The 20,254-nt window shown below is 65.2% G+C and carries 23 protein-coding genes; 11 read left to right on the forward strand and 12 right to left on the reverse strand.

Annotation, left to right across the window (positions count from 1 at the left end):
- Positions 1–13 precede the first annotated feature (13 nt).
- Genes MJ205_RS11060 through MJ205_RS11075 form a run of 4 tightly spaced genes read left to right on the forward strand, consistent with a single transcriptional unit; the run spans position 14 to position 3,089 of the window.
- Entirely contained in the window at positions 14–757 is a 744-nt protein-coding gene (locus MJ205_RS11060; protein WP_239812487.1) for an SDR family oxidoreductase, read from the forward strand.
- Positions 748–1,929 carry a lipopolysaccharide heptosyltransferase II gene (gene waaF / locus MJ205_RS11065; protein WP_239812488.1) on the forward strand — a complete coding sequence of 394 codons (1,182 nt, stop codon included), beginning with the start codon at positions 748–750 and terminating at the stop codon, positions 1,927–1,929. Before MJ205_RS11060 ends, waaF begins: the two co-directional genes overlap by 10 nt.
- Before the next feature lie 21 nt (positions 1,930–1,950).
- Positions 1,951–2,442, forward strand: coding sequence for an adenylyltransferase/cytidyltransferase family protein (locus MJ205_RS11070; RefSeq protein ID WP_239812489.1), 492 nt, complete (start codon positions 1,951–1,953; stop codon positions 2,440–2,442).
- Positions 2,439–3,089, forward strand: coding sequence for a D-sedoheptulose-7-phosphate isomerase (locus tag MJ205_RS11075; protein ID WP_256460975.1), 651 nt, complete (start codon positions 2,439–2,441; stop codon positions 3,087–3,089). The genes MJ205_RS11070 and MJ205_RS11075 overlap by 4 nt, the downstream gene beginning before the upstream one ends.
- A gap of 21 nt (positions 3,090–3,110) precedes the next feature.
- On the opposite strand, the gene galE is transcribed toward MJ205_RS11075, so the two are convergent.
- The 4 genes from galE to MJ205_RS11095 form a co-directional block, all read right to left on the reverse strand.
- Complete coding sequence (galE, locus tag MJ205_RS11080) at positions 3,111–4,175, reverse strand: UDP-glucose 4-epimerase GalE (protein WP_239812490.1); 1,065 nt, start codon at positions 4,173–4,175, stop codon at positions 3,111–3,113.
- A gap of 200 nt (positions 4,176–4,375) precedes the next feature.
- Positions 4,376–4,855, reverse strand: coding sequence for a DUF421 domain-containing protein (locus MJ205_RS11085; RefSeq protein WP_239812491.1), 480 nt, complete (start codon positions 4,853–4,855; stop codon positions 4,376–4,378).
- A 19-nt stretch (positions 4,856–4,874) separates the two neighbouring features.
- Positions 4,875–5,444 (reverse strand): cysteine hydrolase family protein, encoded by a 570-nt coding sequence (locus MJ205_RS11090; protein WP_239812492.1) that lies wholly within the window; start codon positions 5,442–5,444, stop codon positions 4,875–4,877.
- A 16-nt stretch (positions 5,445–5,460) separates the two neighbouring features.
- Entirely contained in the window at positions 5,461–6,069 is a 609-nt protein-coding gene (locus tag MJ205_RS11095) for a hypothetical protein (protein ID WP_239812493.1), read from the reverse strand.
- Positions 6,070–6,475: 406 nt separating this feature from the next.
- Here MJ205_RS11095 and MJ205_RS11100 point away from each other — a divergent pair, with 406 nt between their 5' ends.
- The 6 genes from MJ205_RS11100 (at position 6,476) to MJ205_RS11125 (ending at position 12,018) form a co-directional block, all read left to right on the forward strand.
- The gene (locus tag MJ205_RS11100; protein ID WP_256460976.1) at positions 6,476–7,312 is read left to right on the forward strand and encodes an STAS domain-containing protein; all 837 of its coding nucleotides are present in this window, start codon (positions 6,476–6,478) and stop codon (positions 7,310–7,312) included.
- 10 nt (positions 7,313–7,322) lie between these two features.
- On the forward strand, positions 7,323–7,697 hold the full coding sequence (locus MJ205_RS11105) for an STAS domain-containing protein (protein ID WP_239812494.1): 375 nt from the start codon (positions 7,323–7,325) through the stop codon (positions 7,695–7,697).
- Positions 7,675–8,091 carry an anti-sigma regulatory factor gene (locus MJ205_RS11110; protein WP_239812495.1) on the forward strand — a complete coding sequence of 139 codons (417 nt, stop codon included), beginning with the start codon at positions 7,675–7,677 and terminating at the stop codon, positions 8,089–8,091. The genes MJ205_RS11105 and MJ205_RS11110 overlap by 23 nt, the downstream gene beginning before the upstream one ends.
- A complete protein-coding gene (locus MJ205_RS11115) occupies positions 8,082–9,098 on the forward strand; it encodes an ATP-binding protein (protein ID WP_239812496.1) in 1,017 nt (338 codons plus the stop codon). Before MJ205_RS11110 ends, MJ205_RS11115 begins: the two co-directional genes overlap by 10 nt.
- A 65-nt stretch (positions 9,099–9,163) precedes the next feature.
- Positions 9,164–10,039: a sensor histidine kinase gene (locus tag MJ205_RS11120; RefSeq protein WP_239812724.1), complete on the forward strand. Its 876-nt coding sequence runs from the start codon at positions 9,164–9,166 to the stop codon at positions 10,037–10,039.
- Positions 10,040–10,044: 5 nt separating this feature from the next.
- Positions 10,045–12,018, forward strand: coding sequence for a response regulator (locus tag MJ205_RS11125; protein ID WP_239812497.1), 1,974 nt, complete (start codon positions 10,045–10,047; stop codon positions 12,016–12,018).
- A gap of 34 nt (positions 12,019–12,052) precedes the next feature.
- Here MJ205_RS11125 and MJ205_RS11130 read toward each other — a convergent pair whose 3' ends face one another.
- Positions 12,053–12,424, reverse strand: coding sequence for a response regulator (locus MJ205_RS11130; protein ID WP_239812498.1), 372 nt, complete (start codon positions 12,422–12,424; stop codon positions 12,053–12,055).
- Between the two features lie 199 nt (positions 12,425–12,623).
- Positions 12,624–13,367, reverse strand: coding sequence for a sulfite exporter TauE/SafE family protein (locus MJ205_RS11135; protein WP_239812499.1), 744 nt, complete (start codon positions 13,365–13,367; stop codon positions 12,624–12,626).
- Between the two features lie 416 nt (positions 13,368–13,783).
- On the opposite strand from MJ205_RS11135, the gene MJ205_RS11140 reads away from it, so the two are divergent.
- A complete protein-coding gene (locus MJ205_RS11140; protein ID WP_239812500.1) occupies positions 13,784–13,927 on the forward strand; it encodes a hypothetical protein in 144 nt (47 codons plus the stop codon).
- A 169-nt stretch (positions 13,928–14,096) separates the two neighbouring features.
- On the opposite strand, the gene MJ205_RS11145 is transcribed toward MJ205_RS11140, so the two are convergent.
- The 6 genes from MJ205_RS11145 to MJ205_RS11170 all read right to left on the reverse strand — a co-directional run bounded on the left by MJ205_RS11145 (position 14,097) and on the right by MJ205_RS11170 (position 20,253).
- Positions 14,097–14,537, reverse strand: coding sequence for a DNA-directed RNA polymerase subunit alpha C-terminal domain-containing protein (locus tag MJ205_RS11145; RefSeq protein WP_239812501.1), 441 nt, complete (start codon positions 14,535–14,537; stop codon positions 14,097–14,099).
- Between the two features lie 603 nt (positions 14,538–15,140).
- Positions 15,141–16,370 (reverse strand): GNAT family protein, encoded by a 1,230-nt coding sequence (locus MJ205_RS11150; RefSeq protein WP_239812502.1) that lies wholly within the window; start codon positions 16,368–16,370, stop codon positions 15,141–15,143.
- On the reverse strand, positions 16,363–18,000 hold the full coding sequence (locus MJ205_RS11155) for an AMP-binding protein (RefSeq protein ID WP_239812503.1): 1,638 nt from the start codon (positions 17,998–18,000) through the stop codon (positions 16,363–16,365). The genes MJ205_RS11150 and MJ205_RS11155 overlap by 8 nt, the downstream gene beginning before the upstream one ends.
- Positions 17,987–18,739: a SapC family protein gene (locus MJ205_RS11160; protein WP_239812504.1), complete on the reverse strand. Its 753-nt coding sequence runs from the start codon at positions 18,737–18,739 to the stop codon at positions 17,987–17,989. The genes MJ205_RS11155 and MJ205_RS11160 overlap by 14 nt, the downstream gene beginning before the upstream one ends.
- Before the next feature lie 6 nt (positions 18,740–18,745).
- Positions 18,746–19,987: a cytochrome P450 gene (locus tag MJ205_RS11165; RefSeq protein WP_239812505.1), complete on the reverse strand. Its 1,242-nt coding sequence runs from the start codon at positions 19,985–19,987 to the stop codon at positions 18,746–18,748.
- A gap of 17 nt (positions 19,988–20,004) precedes the next feature.
- The gene (locus tag MJ205_RS11170) at positions 20,005–20,253 is read right to left on the reverse strand and encodes an acyl carrier protein (RefSeq protein WP_239812506.1); all 249 of its coding nucleotides are present in this window, start codon (positions 20,251–20,253) and stop codon (positions 20,005–20,007) included.
- Position 20,254 lies beyond the last annotated feature (1 nt).

Genomic DNA, 20,254 nt, shown 5'->3' on the forward strand with positions numbered 1-20,254 from the left:
ATGGGAACCCAACATGCATGCTTTGCACAACAAGATTGCGCTGGTCACCGGAGCGGCCAGCGGCCTGGGCGCTGCCATCGCCAAGCAGCTGGTGGGCGCTGGTGCCCGCGTTGCGCTGGCCGACCTGCCCTCGGGCCAGGGCGGCAAAGTCGGCAAGGTGGCGCTGTGCTCCGACGGCTGGGGCACCGCAACGATGTCCTTGCACTTTGATGTCAGCAAGCCCGCCGAAGTGGCCGAGGCCATGGCCGCGTTGCAGGCGCAATGGGGCGGCCTCGATATCCTGGTGAACAACGCCGGCACCGACCATACGGCATCGATTGACGAGATCGGCGAGCAGGAATGGCGCCGCGTGGTGGACACCAACCTCTATGGGCCGTTTTTGCTGACCAAGGCGGCGCTGCCGCTGCTGCGCCAATCGGACGCGGGCCGGGGCGGGCACATCGTCAACGTCGCGTCGACAGCCTCCTTGCGGGCTTGGCCCAATGCCAGTGCCTACCACGCCAGCAAATGGGGCCTGCGGGGCCTGAGTGAAGCGATGCATACCGAGCTGCGCGCGCTGGGCATCCGGGTGACCACGCTGTTTGCTGGCGGCATGCGCACCCCTTTTCTGCTGGAGCGCTTTCCGGATATCGACCAGACGCTGCTGCAGGACCCGGACAACGTGGCCAGCATGGTGCAGTTTCTGCTGGGCATGCCGCGCGGCTCGGTCGTGGCCGAAGTGATGGTGCTGCCCGACCAGGAGACCTCATGGCCATGAACAGCCGCTGGGCCCAGGCCCGCAACATCCTGGCGGTGCGCCTGGACAACATGGGCGATGTGCTGATGACCTCGCCGGCACTGCGTGCGCTGCACAGCGGCCACCCCCAGGCACGCGTCACCTTGCTGACCTCGGCCGCCGGCGCGCAGGCGGCCCGCCGCATCAAGGCGGTCGACCGGACCCTCATCTATGACGCGCCCTGGTCTGGCGGTCCTGGCAGCCAAAGCCGCTCGGCGCAGACCGATCTGCGCCTGATCGAGACCTTGGCCCGGCACCAGTTCGATGCGGCCGTGGTGTTCACGGTCTGTACGCAAAGCGCGCTGCCGGCCGCGCTGACCTGCAGGCTGGCGGGCATTCCGCTGCGGCTGGCCCATGCGCGTGAGAACCCCTATGCGCTGCTGAGCGACTGGGTGCCGGAGACCGACACCGCGATCGCCGTGGCACGCCATGAGGTGCAACGGCAGCTGGACCTGGTGTGCCATGTGGGCTTCGAGACCCGCGACGAGCGCCTGCAGCTGCAGTACAGTGCGCAGGATGTGCAGCGCATGCGCGAGACGATGGCCGCCTTTGGCGGCGATGCCAGCCGCCCCTATCTGGTGGTGCACCCCGGTGCCAGCGCCGCATCCCGGCGCTATCCGGCGGCGGCCTTTGGGCGTGCAGCTGCGCAGTTGCAGGCACACACGGGCATGCAGATCATCTTCAGCGGCGCGCGTGATGAGATCGGCCTGGCCATCGAGGCCACGGCCCAGATGCCGCAGATGCCGGTCAACCTGATGGGCCATCTGAGCCTGGGTGAGCTGGCCGCGCTGATTGCCGGTGCGCGCGCCCTGGTCTGCAACAACACCGGGCCGGCGCACATCGCAGCGGCGCTGCAGACGCCGGTGGTCGTGCTGTATGCGTTGACCAACCCGCAGCACACGCCATGGCAGTCTCCCTCGCGGGTGCTGAGCCACGACGTGCCTTGCAGGAACTGCCTCAAGAGCCTGTGCCCGCAGCTGCACCACCACTGCCTGGCGCTGATCGAGCCGGAACGCGTGGTGCACGCCGTACTCGACCTGCTGGGACTGCCGGTGCCAGCGCCATCGCCTTCAGTGGCACAGCCGTTGCCCTCGCGCGCCCATGCACCCCTGATCACCACCCCGATGCCAGCGCTGCTGCGCGGCATTCCCTGACCACCACAGGCCTCCCATCCTATGTACACCGACAAAATCTGCCCCCGCCCCGATATGCCGCAGCGTGCCCGGGCGCTGCCCCGCCCGCTGGTGTTCACCAATGGCGTGTTCGACCTGCTGCACCTGGGCCATGTCGAATGCCTGGAAGCGGCGCAGCAGCAGGGCGCGTCGCTGGTGGTCGGCATCAATACCGACCGTTCGGTCCAGATGCTGGCCAAGGGCCCCGGCCGGCCGCTGAACCCGGAAGCCGAGCGTGCCGCACTGATTGCCGCGCTGGAGTGCGTGTCCCTGGTGGTGCTGTTCGACGAAAAAACCCCGCTGGCCCTGATCGAAGCGCTGCGGCCAGACATCTACGTCAAGGGCGGCGACTACCACGAAAGCACCTTGCAGGAAGCGCGCCTGATGGAGCAATGGGGCGGCATCACCGCCATCCTCGACTACCTGCCCGGCCACTCGACCACCGCGCTGATACGCCGCGCCCACCATATCCAAACCATGGGGATTTCCACATGAGAGCCTTCAAGAACCTGCCCCTCCCGCCGCTTCCGCTCAGCGCCGAAGAGCCGCGCTCCTATGCCGTGGCACTGCGCGAGCACCTGAGCCTGTTTGACACCTTGGACAGCCTGCAGGCGGACGTGCAGAACGCCGCCGCGATGGTGGTGCGCACCCTGAGCAGCGGCGGCAAGCTGATGCTCTGCGGCAATGGCGGATCGGCCGCCGACAGCCAGCACATTGCCGCCGAGCTGACCGGCCGCTTTGTGCAGGACCGCCGTCCCCTGGCGGCCATCGCGCTAACCACCGACAGCTCGGCGCTGACCTGTATTGGCAACGACTACGATTTCAGCGAGGTGTTCTCCCGCCAGGTCATCGGCCTGGGGCGCCCCGGTGACTGCCTGTTGGCCATCTCCACCTCGGGTACTTCGGCGAATGTCGTCAAGGCGGTCGAGGCCGCCCAGCGCCTGCAGATCAGCACGGTCGCACTGTCCGGCCGCGACGGCGGGCGCCTGCGCAGCCTGTGTGATGCGGCGATCGTCGTGCCTTCTGCGACCACGGCCCGCATCCAGGAAGCGCATATCTTTGTCGGCCACGCGCTGTGCGCGCTCATTGAAGAGGGCCTGTACAAAAACGGCCAACTTAGCACCACCGCGCCGCTGCACTGAGCCGGGGCACCGGGCGGCGCCTTACCGGCAAGCGCCCAGCGGGCTCCCGCAATGCCGCTCGGTGTAGCCGTCGGGGTTGTCGCGCTGCCAGCGCCAGCTGTCCACACACATGTCGTGCAGGCTGCGGGTGGCACGCCAGCCCAGCAACTGCCTGGCGCGCGTTGCGTCGGCAAAGTAGGCCGGCACATCGCCCGGCCGCCGCGCCTCGATCCGGAACGGAATGCGCAGGCCGTTGGCGGCTTCAAAGGCGCGCACCATCTCCAGCACCGAATAGCCCCGGCCGGTGCCCAGGTTGACGGTGACCATCCCCCCTTGGCGCTGGCCACGCAGGTACTGCAACGCAGCCATATGGCCCTCCACCAGGTCCATCACATGGAGATAGTCGCGCACACAGGTGCCATCGGCCGTGGGGTAATCCGCCCCAAAGATGGACAGGTGGGCGCGGCGCCCACTGGCGACCTGGCTGATGAACGGCATCAGGTTGTTGGGAACGCCGATCGGGTGCTCCCCCAGCCGCCCGCTGGCATGCGCGCCGAACGGGTTGAAATAGCGCAGGCAGGCGATACGCCAGTCCGGCGACGCCGCCTGCAGATCGGCCAGGCAGCGCTCCACCATCCATTTGCTGCTCGCATAGGGGTTCTGCGTGTTGCCGCAGGGGGCCGATTCGGTCAGCGGCAGGTGCTGGGGCAGCGGCGCGCCGTAGACGGTGGCCGACGACGAAAACACCAGGGTCTGCACGCCCTGGGCCTGCATCGCTTCCAGCAGCTGCAAGCTCCCGGCGACATTGCTGGCGTAATAGTGGACCGGCAGCGCCACCGAGGCGCCTGCGGCCTTCAGTCCGGCAAAATGCAGCACCGCATCCACCTTGTGTGGGCCCGTCAACGCCTGCTGCAGTGCGCTGCCATCACGCACGTCGCCGACCACCAGGCGCAATTTGCGCCCTGCCATCTGCTGCACGCGGCGCAGCGCCTCTGGGGCGCTGTTGCAGAGGTTGTCGATGACCGTGACGTCATCGCCGTGTTCGAGCAGGCGCAGGCACATATGCGATCCGATATAGCCTGCGCCGCCAGTCACCAGCAGGTGCATGCGCGCTCTCCGTGGGCCTCGCTCCCCGGGATGGAGGTCAGCGCACCCGCAGCACGGCAGGTGCCCCTGACATGGAGCGATACCAGCCCCGGCGGCAATCGCCATGCCTGCATGGGCATGGCGGGGCGGTGTGGCGTGGGCGCAGTGTCTTGCACCGCAGCCGCGCCCGGGTCCGCGCGGCCGCGTCAGCGGTTGCTGCGTCAGCGTTCGGTGCGCGCGGACGGGATTTTTTGCACCGTGATCTGGCCATCAGCCTCCAGAAACATCGACTGCACCTGGTCCATCTCGCAGTCGCATGCCCGCAAGGCGGTGTTGATCTCGTTGCGGGAGATGCGGTGGCGCTTTCTGACGGCGTCGAACAGCACCCCGTCGCGGCCCAGCAGCACCGCCTCTCCCTCCAAAATGCGCTCGGCCGCGCCGAAGTGGGTCGTCACCAAGGCCACCAGGGCATTGACCAGCAGCAGCACTGCGCAGACGATCAGCCCGCCCCACAGCGACTGGTCCTTGCCGACCATCGAGGGCCCCGCCGCCTCGCTCAGCAGCATCACCACCAGCAGATCAAACGGCGTGAACTGGCCGACCGTACGCTTGCCGCTCATCCGCATCAGCAGCAGCAACACGACATAGACCACCGCCCCTCTGGCGATGAGCTCCCACACATCCAGATCCATTTCGAACATGAACACCTCTTGGGACGTTTCAGCGGCCTTTGGCCGTGGAGCAGCCAAACGCGGTTTTCAGCTGCGCGAGTGCCGCGCACTTGCGCTCGGCCGTCACGCTGGCAGTGCAATCCGACGGCACCGCCACCTGGTAGCCCAGCATGCAGGCATCGGTCGCCGTCGTGAACACGCACATATCGGTGATGAAGCCGACGACGACGACCTTCTTGACCCCCATCTTGGACAGCAGATGCTGCAAAGGGGTGGAATGGAAGCCCGAATGCTGGGGTTTGAGAACGCGCAGGTCCTGCGCGTGCGGTGCCAGCATTTGTGCAACATCGCCGCGCAGCCCCGGCAACGCTTGGCAGTTGCCCAGCACATCGCTGAACTCACTGTGCCAGGTGCCGTAATTGTCGTTGGCATAGACGGCGATGGCCCCGCGCTGGCGCATGCGGCGCTTGAGCTGCGCGATGGCACGTGCTGCCTCCAGAATGTCCGGCAGCATGCGGTCGGCCCCCGGAAACTGGAACGGGTTGATCACATCCACCAACAGCATCGCCACCTGGCTGCGAGGCAGCCGCGTGGGCTGCAAGGACGGCTGGGCAGGCATGGGCAGACGCCCCTCCTCAGAGCATGCGCTCGCGCTGCTGCTCGGCCCGGGAGGCACCAATCGCCGTCTCGACGTTCTTCACTTCTTCAGGCGGCGGCAGCACCGCTGGCATGCCCATGCGCGCGATCGACAGCTCACGGCACCAGCCCTGGGTGTGGTAGAGGTGGTGGTCCTCGTCCTTCTCCACCTGGCTGTGTGCCTCCTTCAATGCCTTGGCCGTATCCCCCTTGGCCACGTCTGCCACCTTGCCAAGCAGCTCCCAGTTCGCATGGTCCTTGGTTTCGGCATGGACCACGCATTCGCAGGCGACCACTTCGGCTGCCTGGGGATCGCCGCCGGCCTGGGCCAGCTGCATCGCCTTGACCAGCGACAGGCCAATGTGCTTGACGACCTGGCGCGACGGGGCCGCCTCATCGGCGTTGATGCCCAGCCTTTCACAGGTGGCGCGCACGATTTTCTGGTGGGTCAGGGTTTCGTCCAGGTATTCCTGCCATTCCTTCTTGAGGTCTTCGTTGACCGCGCAGTCCAGTGCAGCGCGGTAGACCTGCTCACCCCCGAGTTCAGTCTCCATCATCTGCAGCAGCAGGTCTTTCAAGGCGGCTTCGTCATAGCGTGGTTTGGTCATCGTGGACTCCTGTGGGTGGAAAAGATGCCCTTGATGGTGGCCTTCCTCCTCGCAGGTTCCAAGTAGGAGTTGGCGTATAGCGCTGTAGCCGCCGATCCAAAAAACCAAAATTGAACTTTTTTACATGGATTCATGGGCTTGAAGGGCGTGCCAGGCACGCTGTTTGCCATGCCCTCCTCCGGTGCGCGGACACATATTCTGGCGGCTGGCCTGGGGCCGGGCGCGATCTCATCGGGAGAAGCGCAAACGCCTGTCGGGCAGGGGGTCCGATCCCCCACAGCCCTGTCCGTTGTGTAGGCCAAGGCGCCGACATGCAGGCAGAACCCTGCTGACGGGGCCAGCCGCAGTGGCGCTGCACCATAATTCTTACAGGTGTAAACATATTGACGTTCACAAAGGGGTTGCCGTGCGCACTCATCAGCAGTTATTGGTCGGGTTGTTGGAGCGCGAGAAATCCGCGCTGGTCGATTCTTGGATGCTGGCTGCTAGCGGTCCGCAGGCCCCGGAAAAAGCGCGAACCGAGGCCGCAGAAATCCTGACGGCCTTGCTGCCCGCGGTGGCCTCCGGTGATCTGCAGAACTCCGGCTCTGCCGCATGGCAGCCGGTCAAAGCAGCGTTGGAGCGCCTGTCCGCCTCGCGCGCGGCGCAGGGCAGCACGGCAGGCAGCACCAGTGCCTTTGTGCTGGCGCTCAAGCAACCGATCTTCGAAGCCTTGCAGCGGGAGCTGGCCACCGACTCGCATACGCTGGTCGAGGCGATTGCACAGGTGACGCGGTACGTCGATGCACTGGCGCAATGGACGATGGACGCTTACCAGCGCACACGCGAGCAACTCATCTCCCGCCAGCAGGAGGAACTGCTGGAGCTGTCCACCCCGGTCATCAAGCTGTGGGAGGGTGTGCTGGCGGTACCGATGATCGGCACACTCGATTCGAGCCGGACGCAGCTGGTGATGGAGTCGCTCCTCCAGCGCATCGTGGAGACCGAGTCGGCCTTGGCCATCATTGACATCACCGGCGTGCCTACGGTGGACACCCTGGTGGCCCAGCACCTGCTCAAGACCGTGACCGCCATCCGCCTGATGGGCGCCGATTGCATTATTTGCGGCATCCGTCCGCAAATTGCACAAACCATCGTGCATCTGGGCATCGACCTGCAGTCGGTGACGACCAAGGCGACCTTGGCCGATGCACTGGCGCTGGCGCTCAAGCGCAACGGCTATACCTTCACAAAGACCAAGTAGGCCACGCACCATGTACCGCATTCCTATTTTGCGCATGGGGCAGACCTTGCTGGTCACCATCCAGATCGATATGGAAGACCAGACTGCCATGGCGCTGCAGGATGACCTGGCCGAGCAGATCTCGAAGACGGGCGCCAGCGGCGTGCTGATCGACATCTCCGCCCTGGAAATCGTCGATTCCTTCGTGGGCCGCATGCTGGCGGCGATATCGGGCATTGGCCAGATTCTGGATGCCACCACGGTGGTTGTCGGCATGCAGCCGGCGGTCGCCATCACGCTGGTAGAGCTGGGCATGTCGCTCGACGGTGTCAAAACCGCACTGAATGTGAGCCGCGGGATGGCGCTTTTGCAAGCCCGCGCTGATGGAGATGACTTTGTCGCATGAAACCCAGGGCTCCGTACCCTTGCGCAGTGAGGCTGACATCGTCGCCAGCCGCCAGATGGTGCGCAAGCTGGCCGTTCAGCTGAAGTTCTCGCTGGTCGACCAGACCAAGATGATCACGGCTGCCAGCGAGTTGTCGCGCAATACGGTGGTCTACGGCGGGGGCGGTGACATGGAATGGGAGCTGCTGGCCGATGGCCTGCGCCAGGGGCTTCGCCTGCGCTTTCGGGACCAGGGGCCGGGTATCCCGGACCTGGGCCTGGCCCTCAAAGATGGCTGGACCTCGGGCAAGGGCATGGGGCTGGGACTGTCGGGCAGCAAGCGGCTGGTCCATGACTTCGAGCTGGAATCAACGGTGGGGGTTGGCACCTGCGTCAGCGTGACCCGATGGAAATAATTCAGGGCACGACCCACCGCGCCTTTTCCGTCTCCGACCCCAGTTGCGTGGGCGAAGCCAGGCGCCATGTCGCCCACTTGTCGCGCACGCTGGGCTTTGACGATGTGCTGGCTGGCCAGGCGGCGATTGTCGTCAACGAGCTGGGCAACAACCTTTGCCGGCATGCGCAGCAGGGGCAGCTGTGGATCGCCACCCGCAGTGGCGACGCGCCCGAGCTGGAGATCCTGTCGGTCGATGAGGGGCCCGGCATTGCCGATCTGCCGCAGGCGATGCGCGACGGGTACTCGACGGGAGGCACGCCAGGCACAGGCCTGGGCGCCGTGGAGCGCCTGTCGGCGGATTTCGACATCCACTCCGAGCCTGGCAAGGGCACCGTGGTGCTGGCGCGCTTTCGGCCCGCGACCACGCAAGCCGCGCAGCAGCGGGCATTTCGCGTGTCGGTGATGGCCGTGCCGGCGCCGGGCGAAACCGTCTGCGGCGATGCCTGGGCCCTGGCACTGGATGGCCCGCGCGCTGCGCTCCTCGTGGCCGATGGCTTGGGCCATGGTGTGCGCGCGGCCGAAGCCTCACAGGCGGCAGTCGAGGTTTTTTTGAAGCAGCCGTTTGGCGATATCAAGGCTGGCCTTGAAGATGCCCATGCCGCTTTGCGGATGACACGCGGCGCTGCGGTGACCTGCGTGCAGCTCGATGGCGAGGCGGGCACACTGCTGGCTGCCGGTGCCGGCAATGTCGCCATACGGCTGGTGAGCGGCGTGTACAACCGGTCGGTCTTGGTGCAACACGGCACCGTCGGGGTACAGATGCGCCAGGTGCAGGACATTTGCATGGACTGGCCCGCGCATGCGATGGTGGTGTGCCACAGCGACGGCCTGCAATCGCGCTGGCCCCCAGAGGCGGTGACCGCGCTGCTCGGCCGTGACCCGGGCCTGGCCGTTGCGGTACTGGTACGTGACTACGGGCGCGGGCGCGACGATGTGACCGTGCTCATCGTGCGCCGCACAGAATGAAAGACACCATGAACCACGTGACCCCACCGCCTAGCGGCGCAGCGGGCCCGGCGGCTCCCGCTCCGATGCCCGCGGACGAGATGGCCCGGACGCTGGCCGCCACCCAGGCCGAGCTGGAGGCCCTGCGTGCCGAGCTCGACGAGACCAACCGCGGCGTGTTGGCGCTCTACGCCGAACTCGATGCCCAGGCCGAGAACCTGCGCCAGGCGACCGAGTTGAAAAGCCGTTTTCTGGCCTATATGAGCCACGAATTCCGCACACCGATCGGCGCGATACAGAGCATTGCGCGCATTCTGCAGGACCGGGTGGACGGCCCGCTCACCGACGAGCAGGAAAAGCAGGTGCGTTTCATCCAGACCACATCGGCCGAGTTTGCCGACATGGTCAACGACCTGCTGGACCTGGCCAAGGTGGAGGCCGGCCGCATCGAGGTGTCGCCGGGCTGGTTCGAGATGGTCGATGTGTTCTCCGCGCTGCGCGGCATGTTCAAACCGGTGATCACCAATCCCGACGTGGTGCTGATCTTTGAAGAGCCGCATGGCGTGCCCAAGCTGTTCTCGGACGACCGCAAGCTCGCACAGATCCTGCGCAATTTCATCAGCAACGCGTTGAAATTCACCCAGCACGGCGAGATCCGCGTCAGCGCGAAGCGGGTGTCGGACCAGGCCGTGCAGTTTGCCGTGGCCGACACGGGCATCGGGATTGCCCCGGAGTTCCACCACGCGATCTTCCAGGACTATTCCCAGATCGACTCCCCGATCCAGAAACGGCTGCGCGGCACAGGTCTGGGCCTGTCGCTGAGCAAGCGGCTTGCCGAACTGCTGGGCGGCGAAGTAGCATTGGAGAGCGAAGCGCACAAGGGCTCGACTTTCTATGTCACGATCCCGATCAGCGTGGCGCCTGCGTCCGCGCATGTTTTTGATGAAAGCTCACCCTCCTAAGCGCCATGCCCTCTGTCTCAGCCCGGCTCAATGTCAGCATCGACCGCTCGAAGCACACGGTGCTGGTGGTCGATGACAACCCTGCGACTTGCTATGCCACTGCCCGCGCCCTGCGGGCGGCCGGCTTCAAGACGGTCGAAGCAGGCACCGGACAGGAAGCCCTGGATCTGTCGCTCGGTGATATCTCCGCCGTCGTGCTGGATGTCCACCTGCCTGACATCGGCGGTTTCGAAGTCTGCGCGATGATGCGGGATCGGGAGCAGACCATGTCGCTGCCGATCGTGCATCTGTCTGCGGCCTTTGTCGCGGACACCGACAAGGTCGCAGGCCTGAACGCCGGCGCCGATGCCTACCTGACCCACCCGGCCGAGCCGGCGATGCTGGTGGCGACCATCCAGGCACTGGTACGTGCCAGAATGGCCGAAGTGCGGGTGCACCGCAGCGAAGCCAAGTTCCGCTCGATCTACGAGCAGGCCCAGAGCGGCATTGCGTTGATCGACGACGACGGGTGCTTTGTGGATGCCAACCCGGCCATGCTGGAGATGCTGGGCCGCAGCGCCGCAGAGGTGTTGGGCCGTCCGGTATCGGCCTTTGCCGCACCCAGTCATCAGGCCCGCATCGAGGCGATGTGCGCCCCCCAAAGCAGCCAGGCCCTGTGGCGCGAGGAAGTGGTGCTGCTGGACGCCACCGGCCAAGCGCTGCATGTGGAGTGGAGCATGGCCGCTCGCGTCAACGGCGAGCTGCGCGTGGCCGCCGTGGCCAACGTCTCCAACCGCATCCAGCTGGAGCTCGAGCGCAAACAGCTGCTCGAGCGTGAGCAGGCGGCGCGCGCCACCGCGGAGCGCTACAGCCGCTCCAAGGATGACTTTGTCGCCGTGCTGTCGCATGAGCTGCGCAACCCGCTGAGCGCCATCATGATGAATGTGCACCAGGTGCTGCGCAAATCACCGCCGCCTGAGTTCGCGAAAAACCTGGACGCGATCAAGCGCAATGCCAGCACGCAGGCGCGCATCATCAGCGATATCCTCGACGTCTCGCGCATCAATTCCGGCAAACTGACGTTGGAGCGGGAATGGGTGGATCCGGCGGCACTGATCACCTCCTCGCTTGACTCGCTGAAGGCGGCGATCGATGCCAAGAAGCTGGTGCTGCATGTGGCGATGGACACCCAGGGCCGCAAGGCACTGGTCGATCCGGCGCGGTTCCAGCAGGTGTTCTGGAACATCCTGAGCAATGCCGTGAAGTTCTCGCAGGATGCAGGCCTGCTCGAGGTGGCGCTGGCCGTGCAGGACACGCAGCTGGTACTCAGCGTGCGCGACCATGGCAAGGGCATCGAAGCGGCCTTTCTGGAGCGCATATTCGAAAAATTCACCCAGGCTGCCAGCCCCGGCAGCCGCCCTGCCAGCGGCCTGGGCCTGGGCATGCCCATCGTCAAGCACCTGGTCGATCTGCATGCCGGCACCATCACGGTGGCCAGCGAAGGCCTGGGTCTGGGTACCTTGGTGACGGTGACGCTGCCGCTGGGCCATGGCGCCCCGAAGGAGCTGCCCAAGCACGAATCTGCGGGCTCTGCCCAGGATGGCGGGCAGGATGAACTGGGCGGCATCCGCATCCTCGTCGTTGAAGACGATGCGGAAGTCGCCAATCTGCTGGTGCTGATCCTGCAGGAGCGTGGCGCCAGCGTTGCGCTCGCAGGAGACTTTGACAGCGCGCTGGCGTCGCTGCAATCGTCGCAAGCCGACATCGTGGTCAGTGACATCGGCCTGCCCGGCAAGGACGGTTATGCGCTGATGCGCCATATACGCGCTGCGCAAGACCGCTTTTCCCGCGTTCCGGCGATTGCGTTGACGGCCTTTGGCCGCGAAGAGGACCGGCAGGCTGCGCTTGCCGCGGGCTTTGATGTCCATATGGCCAAGCCGCTGCAGCCTCAGAAACTGGTGGCGCTGATCAAGTCATTGAGCGACAACCCGCGCGCCTGACTGCGGAGGACACGCGTGGGCGGTCCGTTAGCACCTATTGGCGCTGGGCGGCCAGCAGCGTCTCGATGTTCGTCAACATCGCTTCCAGGTCCTCGGGCTCGCAGCTTTTGAGCAGGGCCCGCACGTTGGTGCCGATATTGGTCAGACCCTGCTTGAACTCATAGCCGGATATCAGCAGCACATGGCGTTGGCTGTCATTTACCAGCCACTGCCGGGCCAGATCGCTGCCTGACATACCCGGCAGGCTCACATCGGTCACCAGCACATCAAAGCGTTCGTGGCCATCGAGCGCGAGTGCAGCTTCCGCATCGGCCACGCCAACGATCTTGCGGTGCGGCGCTTCCATGACGGCCATAAAGCCTTCGCGGATGTCTTCGTCATCCTCTACATACAGATAGGTGATCATGGCTTCCATCGTTACAGCATGCTCCGCCGCCGTTGCGGCTGGGAAAAAGCATCTTTAGCTATTCTGCGATCCACAGCCCGCTGTCTCTGCCGGAGCGGTCTGCTTGCAGTGTGGGACAGCGGCCACACCGGCCAGCCATTGGCGCGCGCGTCAGCCTGGGAGTTGAAGGCGTCTGCCAGCTGGCATAGCCCGCCTGGCCTCAGAAGAAGGGCCTCGCAGCAAGCTCCAGTCCCAATACGACCAGGAAAAGAAGGAAGCACTGCCGAAAACGTCTGGGGCTGATACGCGCTCTTATGCGGGTGCCCAGCCACATCCCCGCCAACGCAGGCAGCACGCTCAGCGCCGACAGGCCCAGCTGGTGGACGCGAAACACGTCATTCAGCAGCAAGCCTGCCGCAAGGGCCAGGGTCGACACGGTAAACGACAGCCCTAGTGCTTGCACCAGCTCGTTCTTTGGCAGTCCCAGCGCGCCCAGGTACGGGACGGCAGGCACCACAAAGACACCGGTGGCGCCCGTCACCAGCCCTGTGACAAGCCCCACGGCCGGGGACAGCCATGGTTCGGTTCCGCGCGGCACGGACAGCGCCGGTGCCCACAATGCATACAGCGCGTAGACGACCAACGCCGAACCGAGCGCCAGGCCTGACCAGGCGGGGTCGATGTACACCAGCAGCGCGGAGCCACCCACGGTACCGAACACAATGGCCACCAGCATCGGCCATAGGCGCCGCACGAGCCCTCCCACAGCGCCGCCGGAAAAGAGCTGCCAGACATTGGTCACCAGCGAAGGCATGACCAACAGCGACGCCGCCATCGCCGGGGGCATGACCATGCCCAGCAGCCCCATGGCCACCGTAGGCAGCCCCATGCCGGTGACGCCCTTGACGATTCCGGCAACAACGAAGGTAGCGGTCAGCAACCCGTGGAAAAGCAGATCATTCATTCCAAACCTTGAGGCAGCCCTTTGCACAGCCCTCACTACAGGGGCCGCACACCGGTCCGTGGTACACCAGGCGTGTCGTGCAGCGGGGCCCATGGCAGCAAGACAACGCGGCAGCCCCCCGGCGGTCGCCACCCAGCCAGCGGGCTTGCAGCGCAACGCCATAGGGTGCTATTGGACGGGTTTGCACACCGCAGCACAATTCGGAATTTGCGGTCCTTGCTTCGGCCCATCCTGAGGATGGCCGCCACCGCGCCCGCAATGGCAGCGGATGCGCAACGCCACCGTCGTCGCACGGGCGGTATGGCTGGCTGTCAGCGGTCCGGACTGCTTCGCCGCAAAGCAATGGCGAAACAATGATTTACCGCCACACGGAGCCAACCTTATAAACTCAACCTCTGATCACTTCAGGTAGTTCTATGAAAAAGCTTTTCTCACTCGCTGCGCTGGCCTGGATGCTCAGCGGTTGTGCGGTCTACAGCGACGGCTACTATGACGACGCCGGCAAAAAACCGCATCCCCATGGTTGTCCGCCCGGCCAGGCCAAAAAGGGGAACTGCTGATGGGCAAGCCGTGCGCCGCTCACGGCAGGCGCGGGCAGCGACAGGCGCATTCAGCGTGGAAATACAGGGCCTGGAGCGGGCTGCCAGCGACGGGCTTCTGCGATGCAGTGCTGGGGATCGCCCCCCGAACCCGCCCTCTCCGGCTGCGACAACGGAACGGAGACCAGGATCAGTTACGCGTCCTGGGCTCGGCCGGCGTCAGCACCTGAAAAGCGCCCTCTACCTCCTGCATGGCCGTTCTCCCGAATCCGGACAATTGTTTCAGGCGCTCGGGGTAGGCCGCCCGCAGCTGCCGCACGGTATCGATTCCGTTTCTTCTGAGCGTGCGCAGCACCCGCGCGGAGACCAATCCGTCGAGCGAGCCATCTTCCAGCACCCGCCGCTCGGGGGACTCCGGTGCCGCGGGCTCATAGTGCTTGCCCGGGAACAGATACTGCTCCAGTTGCCGGAAGCTGATTTTCCCGACATAGTGCATTCTCCATAGTTTCTCTGGATAGAGGGATTCCAGCTGCTCCAGCGTAGTAATGTCGTGGCGGGCGAGCATACGCCACAGATGCAAAGGCAATATATCTTTGAGCGGCCTATCCGCCACCCAGATTCTGGTATTCATAGATACTGTTTATTGATTATTCAGCACAGCACAAATCACGAACACCAGGGCCCTCTGTGGCAGGCTTTCCTTGATGGCAAGCGCCTTGTCAGCGCAGTCCGGAACGCGCTCTGCAAGGGCAGCAGCCATTGCTGGACCGGACACCCCGCCTGCCACACGCCATCGGCCCAACCAGGCGCTGGCCACCGACCAGTTCCTGGTTAATAATTTCTATAGATCTGGCTGAAACCAAGAAGCAATGACAAATCTAGCAGATCATTTGCATATTATTGTTTGCTTAAATTTAAAATAATTTGATTAAGCTGCAAAAACCTATTTTTCTATCGTCTCTCTCAGCCGCATCCATCCGGTAAATGCCAACCCGCATTCCCACACCGCCCGCTTTGATAATCTGCCGTGCATCGCCGGCCACGTCTGCTGCGCTGACGGGCCGGCCGCACCAGGCGGGGCGGGATCTGCGTGTTCGCTGCAGCGCTGCGCTGGAGCCAGGGCCGCGAAGCAATGGGGCGGCCGGCCCCAGGCCGACCGCCCTACCTGACCGCAGCTGTCACTCCTTGGGGTCTGGTGATGCCAGGTGCATCGCCCACCTGGCACCGGACCCAGTCACTCCTGCTCGCGGCCGGGCGAGAAACTGCCGCGTTGCGGGCGCAGGGACCGGTCCCGGAACGTGGAGAAGACCACCACATCCTGCCGGCTGCCGCCGACCACGCATTCCTGGCGCAGCACGGCCTCCAGCAGGAACGTGTAGTTGTGCGCCAGGGTCAGCAGCATCCTTCGGTTGGAGACCAGCACGTTGCCGGTGATCTTCTCTATCGCGAAGCGCTGAAAATAGCTGTCCGTCAGCGGGGTGATGGTGTCCACCATGGTGTGCGAGGCTGCCGCTTGCGCAGGATGGATTCCGAGCGCGAGATGGGCGTGCCGCGCAGCCTCGTTGACCGACACCGTGTAGAAACCGATGAGTTCTGCCGTTTCCTGCCGGAAGATGCCAATGAACTGGTGCAGGTGGCGGTCAAAGCTGGCGAGCAGCGCACGGGCGCTTGCCAGCGTGAAGCGAAAGCGCGGCAGGTTCATGCTGGCGGCAAGCTCTGGGGCATTGAGAAACTCCACCAGCCGGTCATTGACATCCTTGGCACCCAGGGTGCGCAACTGGTAAGGCGGAGTGTCGATCAGCGTGCTGCCGCGCGCCGTCGATTCGGCCAGCGGTGCGCTGGGGGGCAACGCAGCCCAACGGCCAAAAAAGCGCTGCCCCGACGCTCTGGCAGGCTCGCTCAACCACAAGCTGCCGCGTTGCGGCCGCATGTCGGCTTGTGCAAGCGCCGAGAGGATGAACAGATCTTCATACCGTTGCAGGCCGGGCTGCCATTGCTGGCGCAGCCGCCCCTCCAGAAAGAACCGCGTATTGCGCCGCAGCAACGGCCACAGCCGCCTGCATGCGCTGGCCAACAACTGAACCGTCACTTTCTCGCTACCGCCCGACAGCAGTTGGTCGGTCAGCTGCGCAAAGCTGCGCTCCAGCAGCGCCAGCCCGGCAGCGCCCGGCAGTGCAGCCCAGGCCACGCGCGTCACCCGGTGCTGGACGTTGTCGGCGCACAGGTAGACGCCCTGCCATTGACCGGCCACCTCGACCGCCCAGGCTTGTACATTCGCACGGGCCAGGATGGCGGGCATCTGCTCGCCCCCGGTGAGCGGGATCACCGTACCCAGACTGGCGCGGGCCTCAGGGCCGAGCCAGGACCAGTCTCGGGGTGGGTCCGTGCGCTGCAGACGGACAAGCCGGGGCAGCAGCCCGGCAGGCGCAGCGGAGGTGGCAGAGGAAGAAGCGCGATCAGTCATGGGCTCTCGCCAATTGGTCAATGGTGCTGCGCCTGGCCACCTTTCCCGAGGTGGTCAGCTTCACCGTGCGGGGCGGCACCAGACGGACGTCCGCTGCATTGCCGCAGGCAATGAACACGGCCTTGCGGGCGATGGACCGGCACTGCTCGCGCATCGCCTCGTCCTGCAGCGCACACTCGACCAGCACTGTCAGCCCCGAGGCCGACGAAGCCGATGAGGCAGCCGTGGCATCCTGGAACGCCATCACCGTGCCATGGGGCAGTTGCAACGCAGCGCCGACTGCGGTCTCGATGGCCTCGGCCTGCACATTGCGTCCGCGCAGCACCAGCAGTGACTGCTGCCTGCCGGTCACCACCAACGCGCCAGAGCGCGCCAGATAGCCCAGGTCATCGGTCTGGAACCAGTCACCTGGCGCCACCGGCTGCCGCTGGCCGCCCTGCCAGTAACCGGTCATCAAGGCATTGCCCTGTATCTGAATACGCCCGGTCTGCAACGCGGGCACGCTGGCGCCGCTGTCATCGACAACCCGGACCTGCCAGCCCGGCAAAGGCCGGCCGCACGCAAGGCGGCCTTCCTCATCGACATGCACCGGCCCCATGCACACGGCCAGCGTGGCCTCTGCCAGGCCATACGAAGGCTGAAATTGCCCGGGCGCAAAGCCGCTGGCGGCAAATCGCGCGGCAAAGCGGTTCAGGTCATCGGTCCGCACAACATCGCCGCCGACGCCTGCGACCCGCAGACGCAGCTGCAGCTCAGCGGCTTCGTGGGGCGTGGTTCTGTCGGCGGCGAGCCGCCAGGCAAAGCTGGGCGCAAAGCAGACCGTGCTTTGCAGCTGCGCCATGAGCCTGGGCCACAGTTGGGGCCGGCGTGCAAAGGCCTGCGCAGGCAGCAGGTCCAGCGGAACGCCGCCCATGACCGGCGCCAGAAAGAAGCCAACCAGTCCCATGTCATGGTAGAGCGGCAGCCAGGAAAAGGCGCGATCGCCCGCTTGGATGCGCAGGCCGCCATGCAGAATGCTGTTCAGGTTGTTGCATATCGCCCGTTGCGAAATCTCTATGCCTTTGGGAGCGCTGGTGGTCCCCGACGAAAACTGGATATAGGCGCCTTCATCGGGTTGGAGCGGCTGCAACGCGGCGGTCTCATCGGCAGGTGGCAGCGCGCAGACCGGCACCACGGGCAGTTCGGTGGTTTCTGGCGTCTCCAGCGCGCTGAAATGGCTCTGCAACGGGCTGTGCAGGTCATCGAGCAACAAAGCGCTGGCCTGAACAGCGGCCAGCATGGCGCGGATGCGCCGGGCATAGGGACCGATCCCCTGACCCACTGACGGCGGGGGCAGCGGGCACGGCAACATGCCCGCCCACTGGCAGGCCATGAAGTTCACCAGAAACGGCCAGTGCGTCTGCGCAATCAAGCCCACCACGGTGGGGACCGGGCCCCTTCTGGCCAGGCCGCGCAGTTGCGTGGCCCGCGCACGCGCTTGCAGCAGCAGCTCGCGGTAGCTGGCCTGCGTCTCCAGCTCGCCCTGCCCGTTGAAGATCCGCAGCCCCTGCGTGCCCGCCGCAGCGTGCGCAAGCGCCTGGGCCAGGCTGGAAGCTGGCGGGGCGGCTGCGCCCGGGTCAATCGGCGGCATGGGATGCGCAGGCGGACGCGGCGATGCGCGCGTGTTGCCTCTCGAACAGCTGGACCCAGCGCTGCAGACTAGCCAGATGCAGTGCGATGGCATCGGTCCAGCCCCGGCGAAACCACCGGTCCAGCTCCGCCGTGGGCAACTGGCGGAACTTGGAGCCATCGACGCTCCGAAAGCTCCGGGTCCGGTGGCTCGTCCCGTCGGGCGCGCGGATGTCGGCATGCATCTGCACCAACAGGCCCCTCTGCTGCAGCGCCTTCCCCAGCGCAGCGGCCTCCTTCAACGCGGATGCATGGGCCGAGAGCCGTTGGGTGATCGACGCCAGCGTGGGCGATGGCTGGCCGTCAAAGGTGAACAGGGGCTGCGCCTCCTCATCTTCTTCCAGCGGCACAAGCCGCTTGTCCTGCACATCGACCAGCACGACAGCGCGCTGGCTGTCTGATGCATTCAGCGCCAAGGAGAACGGATGGAGCTTGAGCACGGTCGCGGGCTGCAGGTACGCAGGCCAGTGGCCGCAGCAGTCCAGATAGTCATTGCTCCCCTGCTGCGCTCCCAGCACTGCCATCGGCACCGGCACGCTCCCTGCGGAAAAAACGATGGGATGCCAGCCCGCCAGGTCGGCAAACTCCGGCAGCGCAATCGGTACGGCATCCAGCGTCCTGCAAAACGCCCAGTCCGCCGAGGAACGCAGGCCGAGACCCAGATGCTGGTCTGCAGAAAGAGGCTGAAGGTGAGGAGCCATAAAGAATTACCAAGCTTGTATACGAAGACGGTGTCCACCACGCCGAACCATCAGGGAACACCATTGCATATCGAGCGGCTGGTCGGGCGGCTCGTGGGCGATGGGCTGCAAGCGCGCGCTCAGCAGCAGCTCCTGCACCAGCGTGCGCATTTCAGTGATGGCAAAGAGCCTGCCTCCGCAGACGCGCTCACCGAGGCCGAATGCGGTGCCAAAGCTCCGCTCGGTCCTCTCAGCGGATCGAGAGGTTGACAGTGCAAGCTGCCAGGGCCTCTGGCCGGTGCCTGCCTGCGTCTGCAGCCCCACCAATGACACGAGCGCCACATCACCGGGCAGCACTGCTCCTGCGCTCAGCCTGTCCTCGCCCAGCGCGTACCGTGCCAGGATCGGGTTCGCAGGAAACAGGCGCATGGTTTCGCTGAGGAATGCGTCAAGCAAGGCCGATCCCGCCGCTGGCCGGCTTGCTTCATCGCGCAGCTGTTCCTGCACTTGCGGATGCTGGGCCAGCAAGTGGCAGGCCCAGCCGAAGGTGCTGGCGCTGGTCTCCGAGCCCGCTGCCAGCAGCGTGATCAGCTCCTGCTCCAGGACGAAGCGATCGGGCAGGTGGCGGCTTGCGGCCTCGGCAGCGAGCATCTCCCGGATCACCGGCTTGGATGCGTATTCGGCGCTGCGGAAAATCCGCAAGTCCTGCATGAGCTGCGCCTTGGCCGCATTCAGCAGGCGCAGGTGCCGGCGCCGCGTGTCGCCTGCAAGATCACCGGCAGGTACGAACGCATATTGCGCGCTCAGCTCCAAAAGCTCAAACAGATGCTGCGGGTCCACACCGGTCTGGCGAAAGTCGATGTCAAAAAGCACTTCCGACAGCACCTGCAGCGTCATCGTACGCAGCAGCGCATCAGGCAAGGGGCCGCTGGCCGTGTGCGCAATCAATGCAGGCAGCGTCTGCCTGAGCGCGCGGCGCGCGGCATCGGCGGTTTTTTCCGCGTCGTAGTGGTTGAAATGCGGCTGCGTCAATGAGCGCCGCACCATCCAGCCTCTGCCGTTTTCCGACATGCGCGATGGCCCCAGCGTCTGGCGCATCCAGGCCATGTGCTTGGGCCAGTTACCCGCATGGGCTTTGAGAATCCACTGGGCGTCTTGCTGGTTCTGCACGACCCATATCCTGCGGCCGCTGTGGTGGTCCAGCAAAGTCTCGCCTGGCTGCGTACGCGCGAGGCGGTAAAGCTCATTGCAGATATCGGATGGATTCATCAGGCCCCGCGCAGCGCTCAGCCCGGCAGGCTCAGGGATTGCCCATCCAAAAGCTTGGCGACGTCGCGCACGGTTCGCAGCTGCAACAGGTCCATCACATCCACCTCGGTGCCGATGGTGTTTTCAATCTCGATCACGATGCCCTCGAACATGAGGCTGTCGACATCGCGCAAATCGCCCACCTCTGCGTCGTCTTCGATGTGGTCTACAGGAATCAGCAAACAATGCGAAAGCAGTGTCTTGGCGCGCAGCAGGCTGGTGGTCATG

Source organism: Comamonas sp. B21-038 (genome assembly GCF_022387135.1).
In the GTDB taxonomy this organism is placed as follows: domain Bacteria; phylum Pseudomonadota; class Gammaproteobacteria; order Burkholderiales; family Burkholderiaceae_C; genus Comamonas; species Comamonas sediminis.

Coding starts and splice junctions, on each gene's coding strand:
- galE (WP_239812490.1), bottom strand. CDS start 4,175: ATGCACCTGCTGGTGACTGGCGGCGCAGGCTATATCGGATCGCATATG.
- MJ205_RS11135 (WP_239812499.1), bottom strand. CDS start 13,367: ATGAATGATCTGCTTTTCCACGGGTTGCTGACCGCTACCTTCGTTGTT.
- MJ205_RS11070 (WP_239812489.1), top strand. CDS start 1,951: ATGTACACCGACAAAATCTGCCCCCGCCCCGATATGCCGCAGCGTGCC.
- MJ205_RS11140 (WP_239812500.1), top strand. CDS start 13,784: ATGAAAAAGCTTTTCTCACTCGCTGCGCTGGCCTGGATGCTCAGCGGT.
- MJ205_RS11125 (WP_239812497.1), top strand. CDS start 10,045: ATGCCCTCTGTCTCAGCCCGGCTCAATGTCAGCATCGACCGCTCGAAG.
- MJ205_RS11095 (WP_239812493.1), bottom strand. CDS start 6,069: ATGACCAAACCACGCTATGACGAAGCCGCCTTGAAAGACCTGCTGCTG.
- MJ205_RS11165 (WP_239812505.1), bottom strand. CDS start 19,987: ATGAATCCATCCGATATCTGCAATGAGCTTTACCGCCTCGCGCGTACG.
- MJ205_RS11115 (WP_239812496.1), top strand. CDS start 8,082: ATGGAAATAATTCAGGGCACGACCCACCGCGCCTTTTCCGTCTCCGAC.
- MJ205_RS11110 (WP_239812495.1), top strand. CDS start 7,675: ATGGAGATGACTTTGTCGCATGAAACCCAGGGCTCCGTACCCTTGCGC.
- MJ205_RS11075 (WP_256460975.1), top strand. CDS start 2,439: ATGAGAGCCTTCAAGAACCTGCCCCTCCCGCCGCTTCCGCTCAGCGCC.
- waaF (WP_239812488.1), top strand. CDS start 748: ATGGCCATGAACAGCCGCTGGGCCCAGGCCCGCAACATCCTGGCGGTG.
- MJ205_RS11160 (WP_239812504.1), bottom strand. CDS start 18,739: ATGGCTCCTCACCTTCAGCCTCTTTCTGCAGACCAGCATCTGGGTCTC.
- MJ205_RS11085 (WP_239812491.1), bottom strand. CDS start 4,855: ATGTTCGAAATGGATCTGGATGTGTGGGAGCTCATCGCCAGAGGGGCG.
- MJ205_RS11150 (WP_239812502.1), bottom strand. CDS start 16,370: ATGACTGATCGCGCTTCTTCCTCTGCCACCTCCGCTGCGCCTGCCGGG.
- MJ205_RS11145 (WP_239812501.1), bottom strand. CDS start 14,537: ATGAATACCAGAATCTGGGTGGCGGATAGGCCGCTCAAAGATATATTG.
- MJ205_RS11120 (WP_239812724.1), top strand. CDS start 9,164: ATGCCCGCGGACGAGATGGCCCGGACGCTGGCCGCCACCCAGGCCGAG.
- MJ205_RS11130 (WP_239812498.1), bottom strand. CDS start 12,424: ATGATCACCTATCTGTATGTAGAGGATGACGAAGACATCCGCGAAGGC.
- MJ205_RS11090 (WP_239812492.1), bottom strand. CDS start 5,444: ATGCCTGCCCAGCCGTCCTTGCAGCCCACGCGGCTGCCTCGCAGCCAG.
- MJ205_RS11105 (WP_239812494.1), top strand. CDS start 7,323: ATGTACCGCATTCCTATTTTGCGCATGGGGCAGACCTTGCTGGTCACC.
- MJ205_RS11060 (WP_239812487.1), top strand. CDS start 14: ATGCATGCTTTGCACAACAAGATTGCGCTGGTCACCGGAGCGGCCAGC.
- MJ205_RS11170 (WP_239812506.1), bottom strand. CDS start 20,253: ATGACCACCAGCCTGCTGCGCGCCAAGACACTGCTTTCGCATTGTTTG.
- MJ205_RS11155 (WP_239812503.1), bottom strand. CDS start 18,000: ATGCCGCCGATTGACCCGGGCGCAGCCGCCCCGCCAGCTTCCAGCCTG.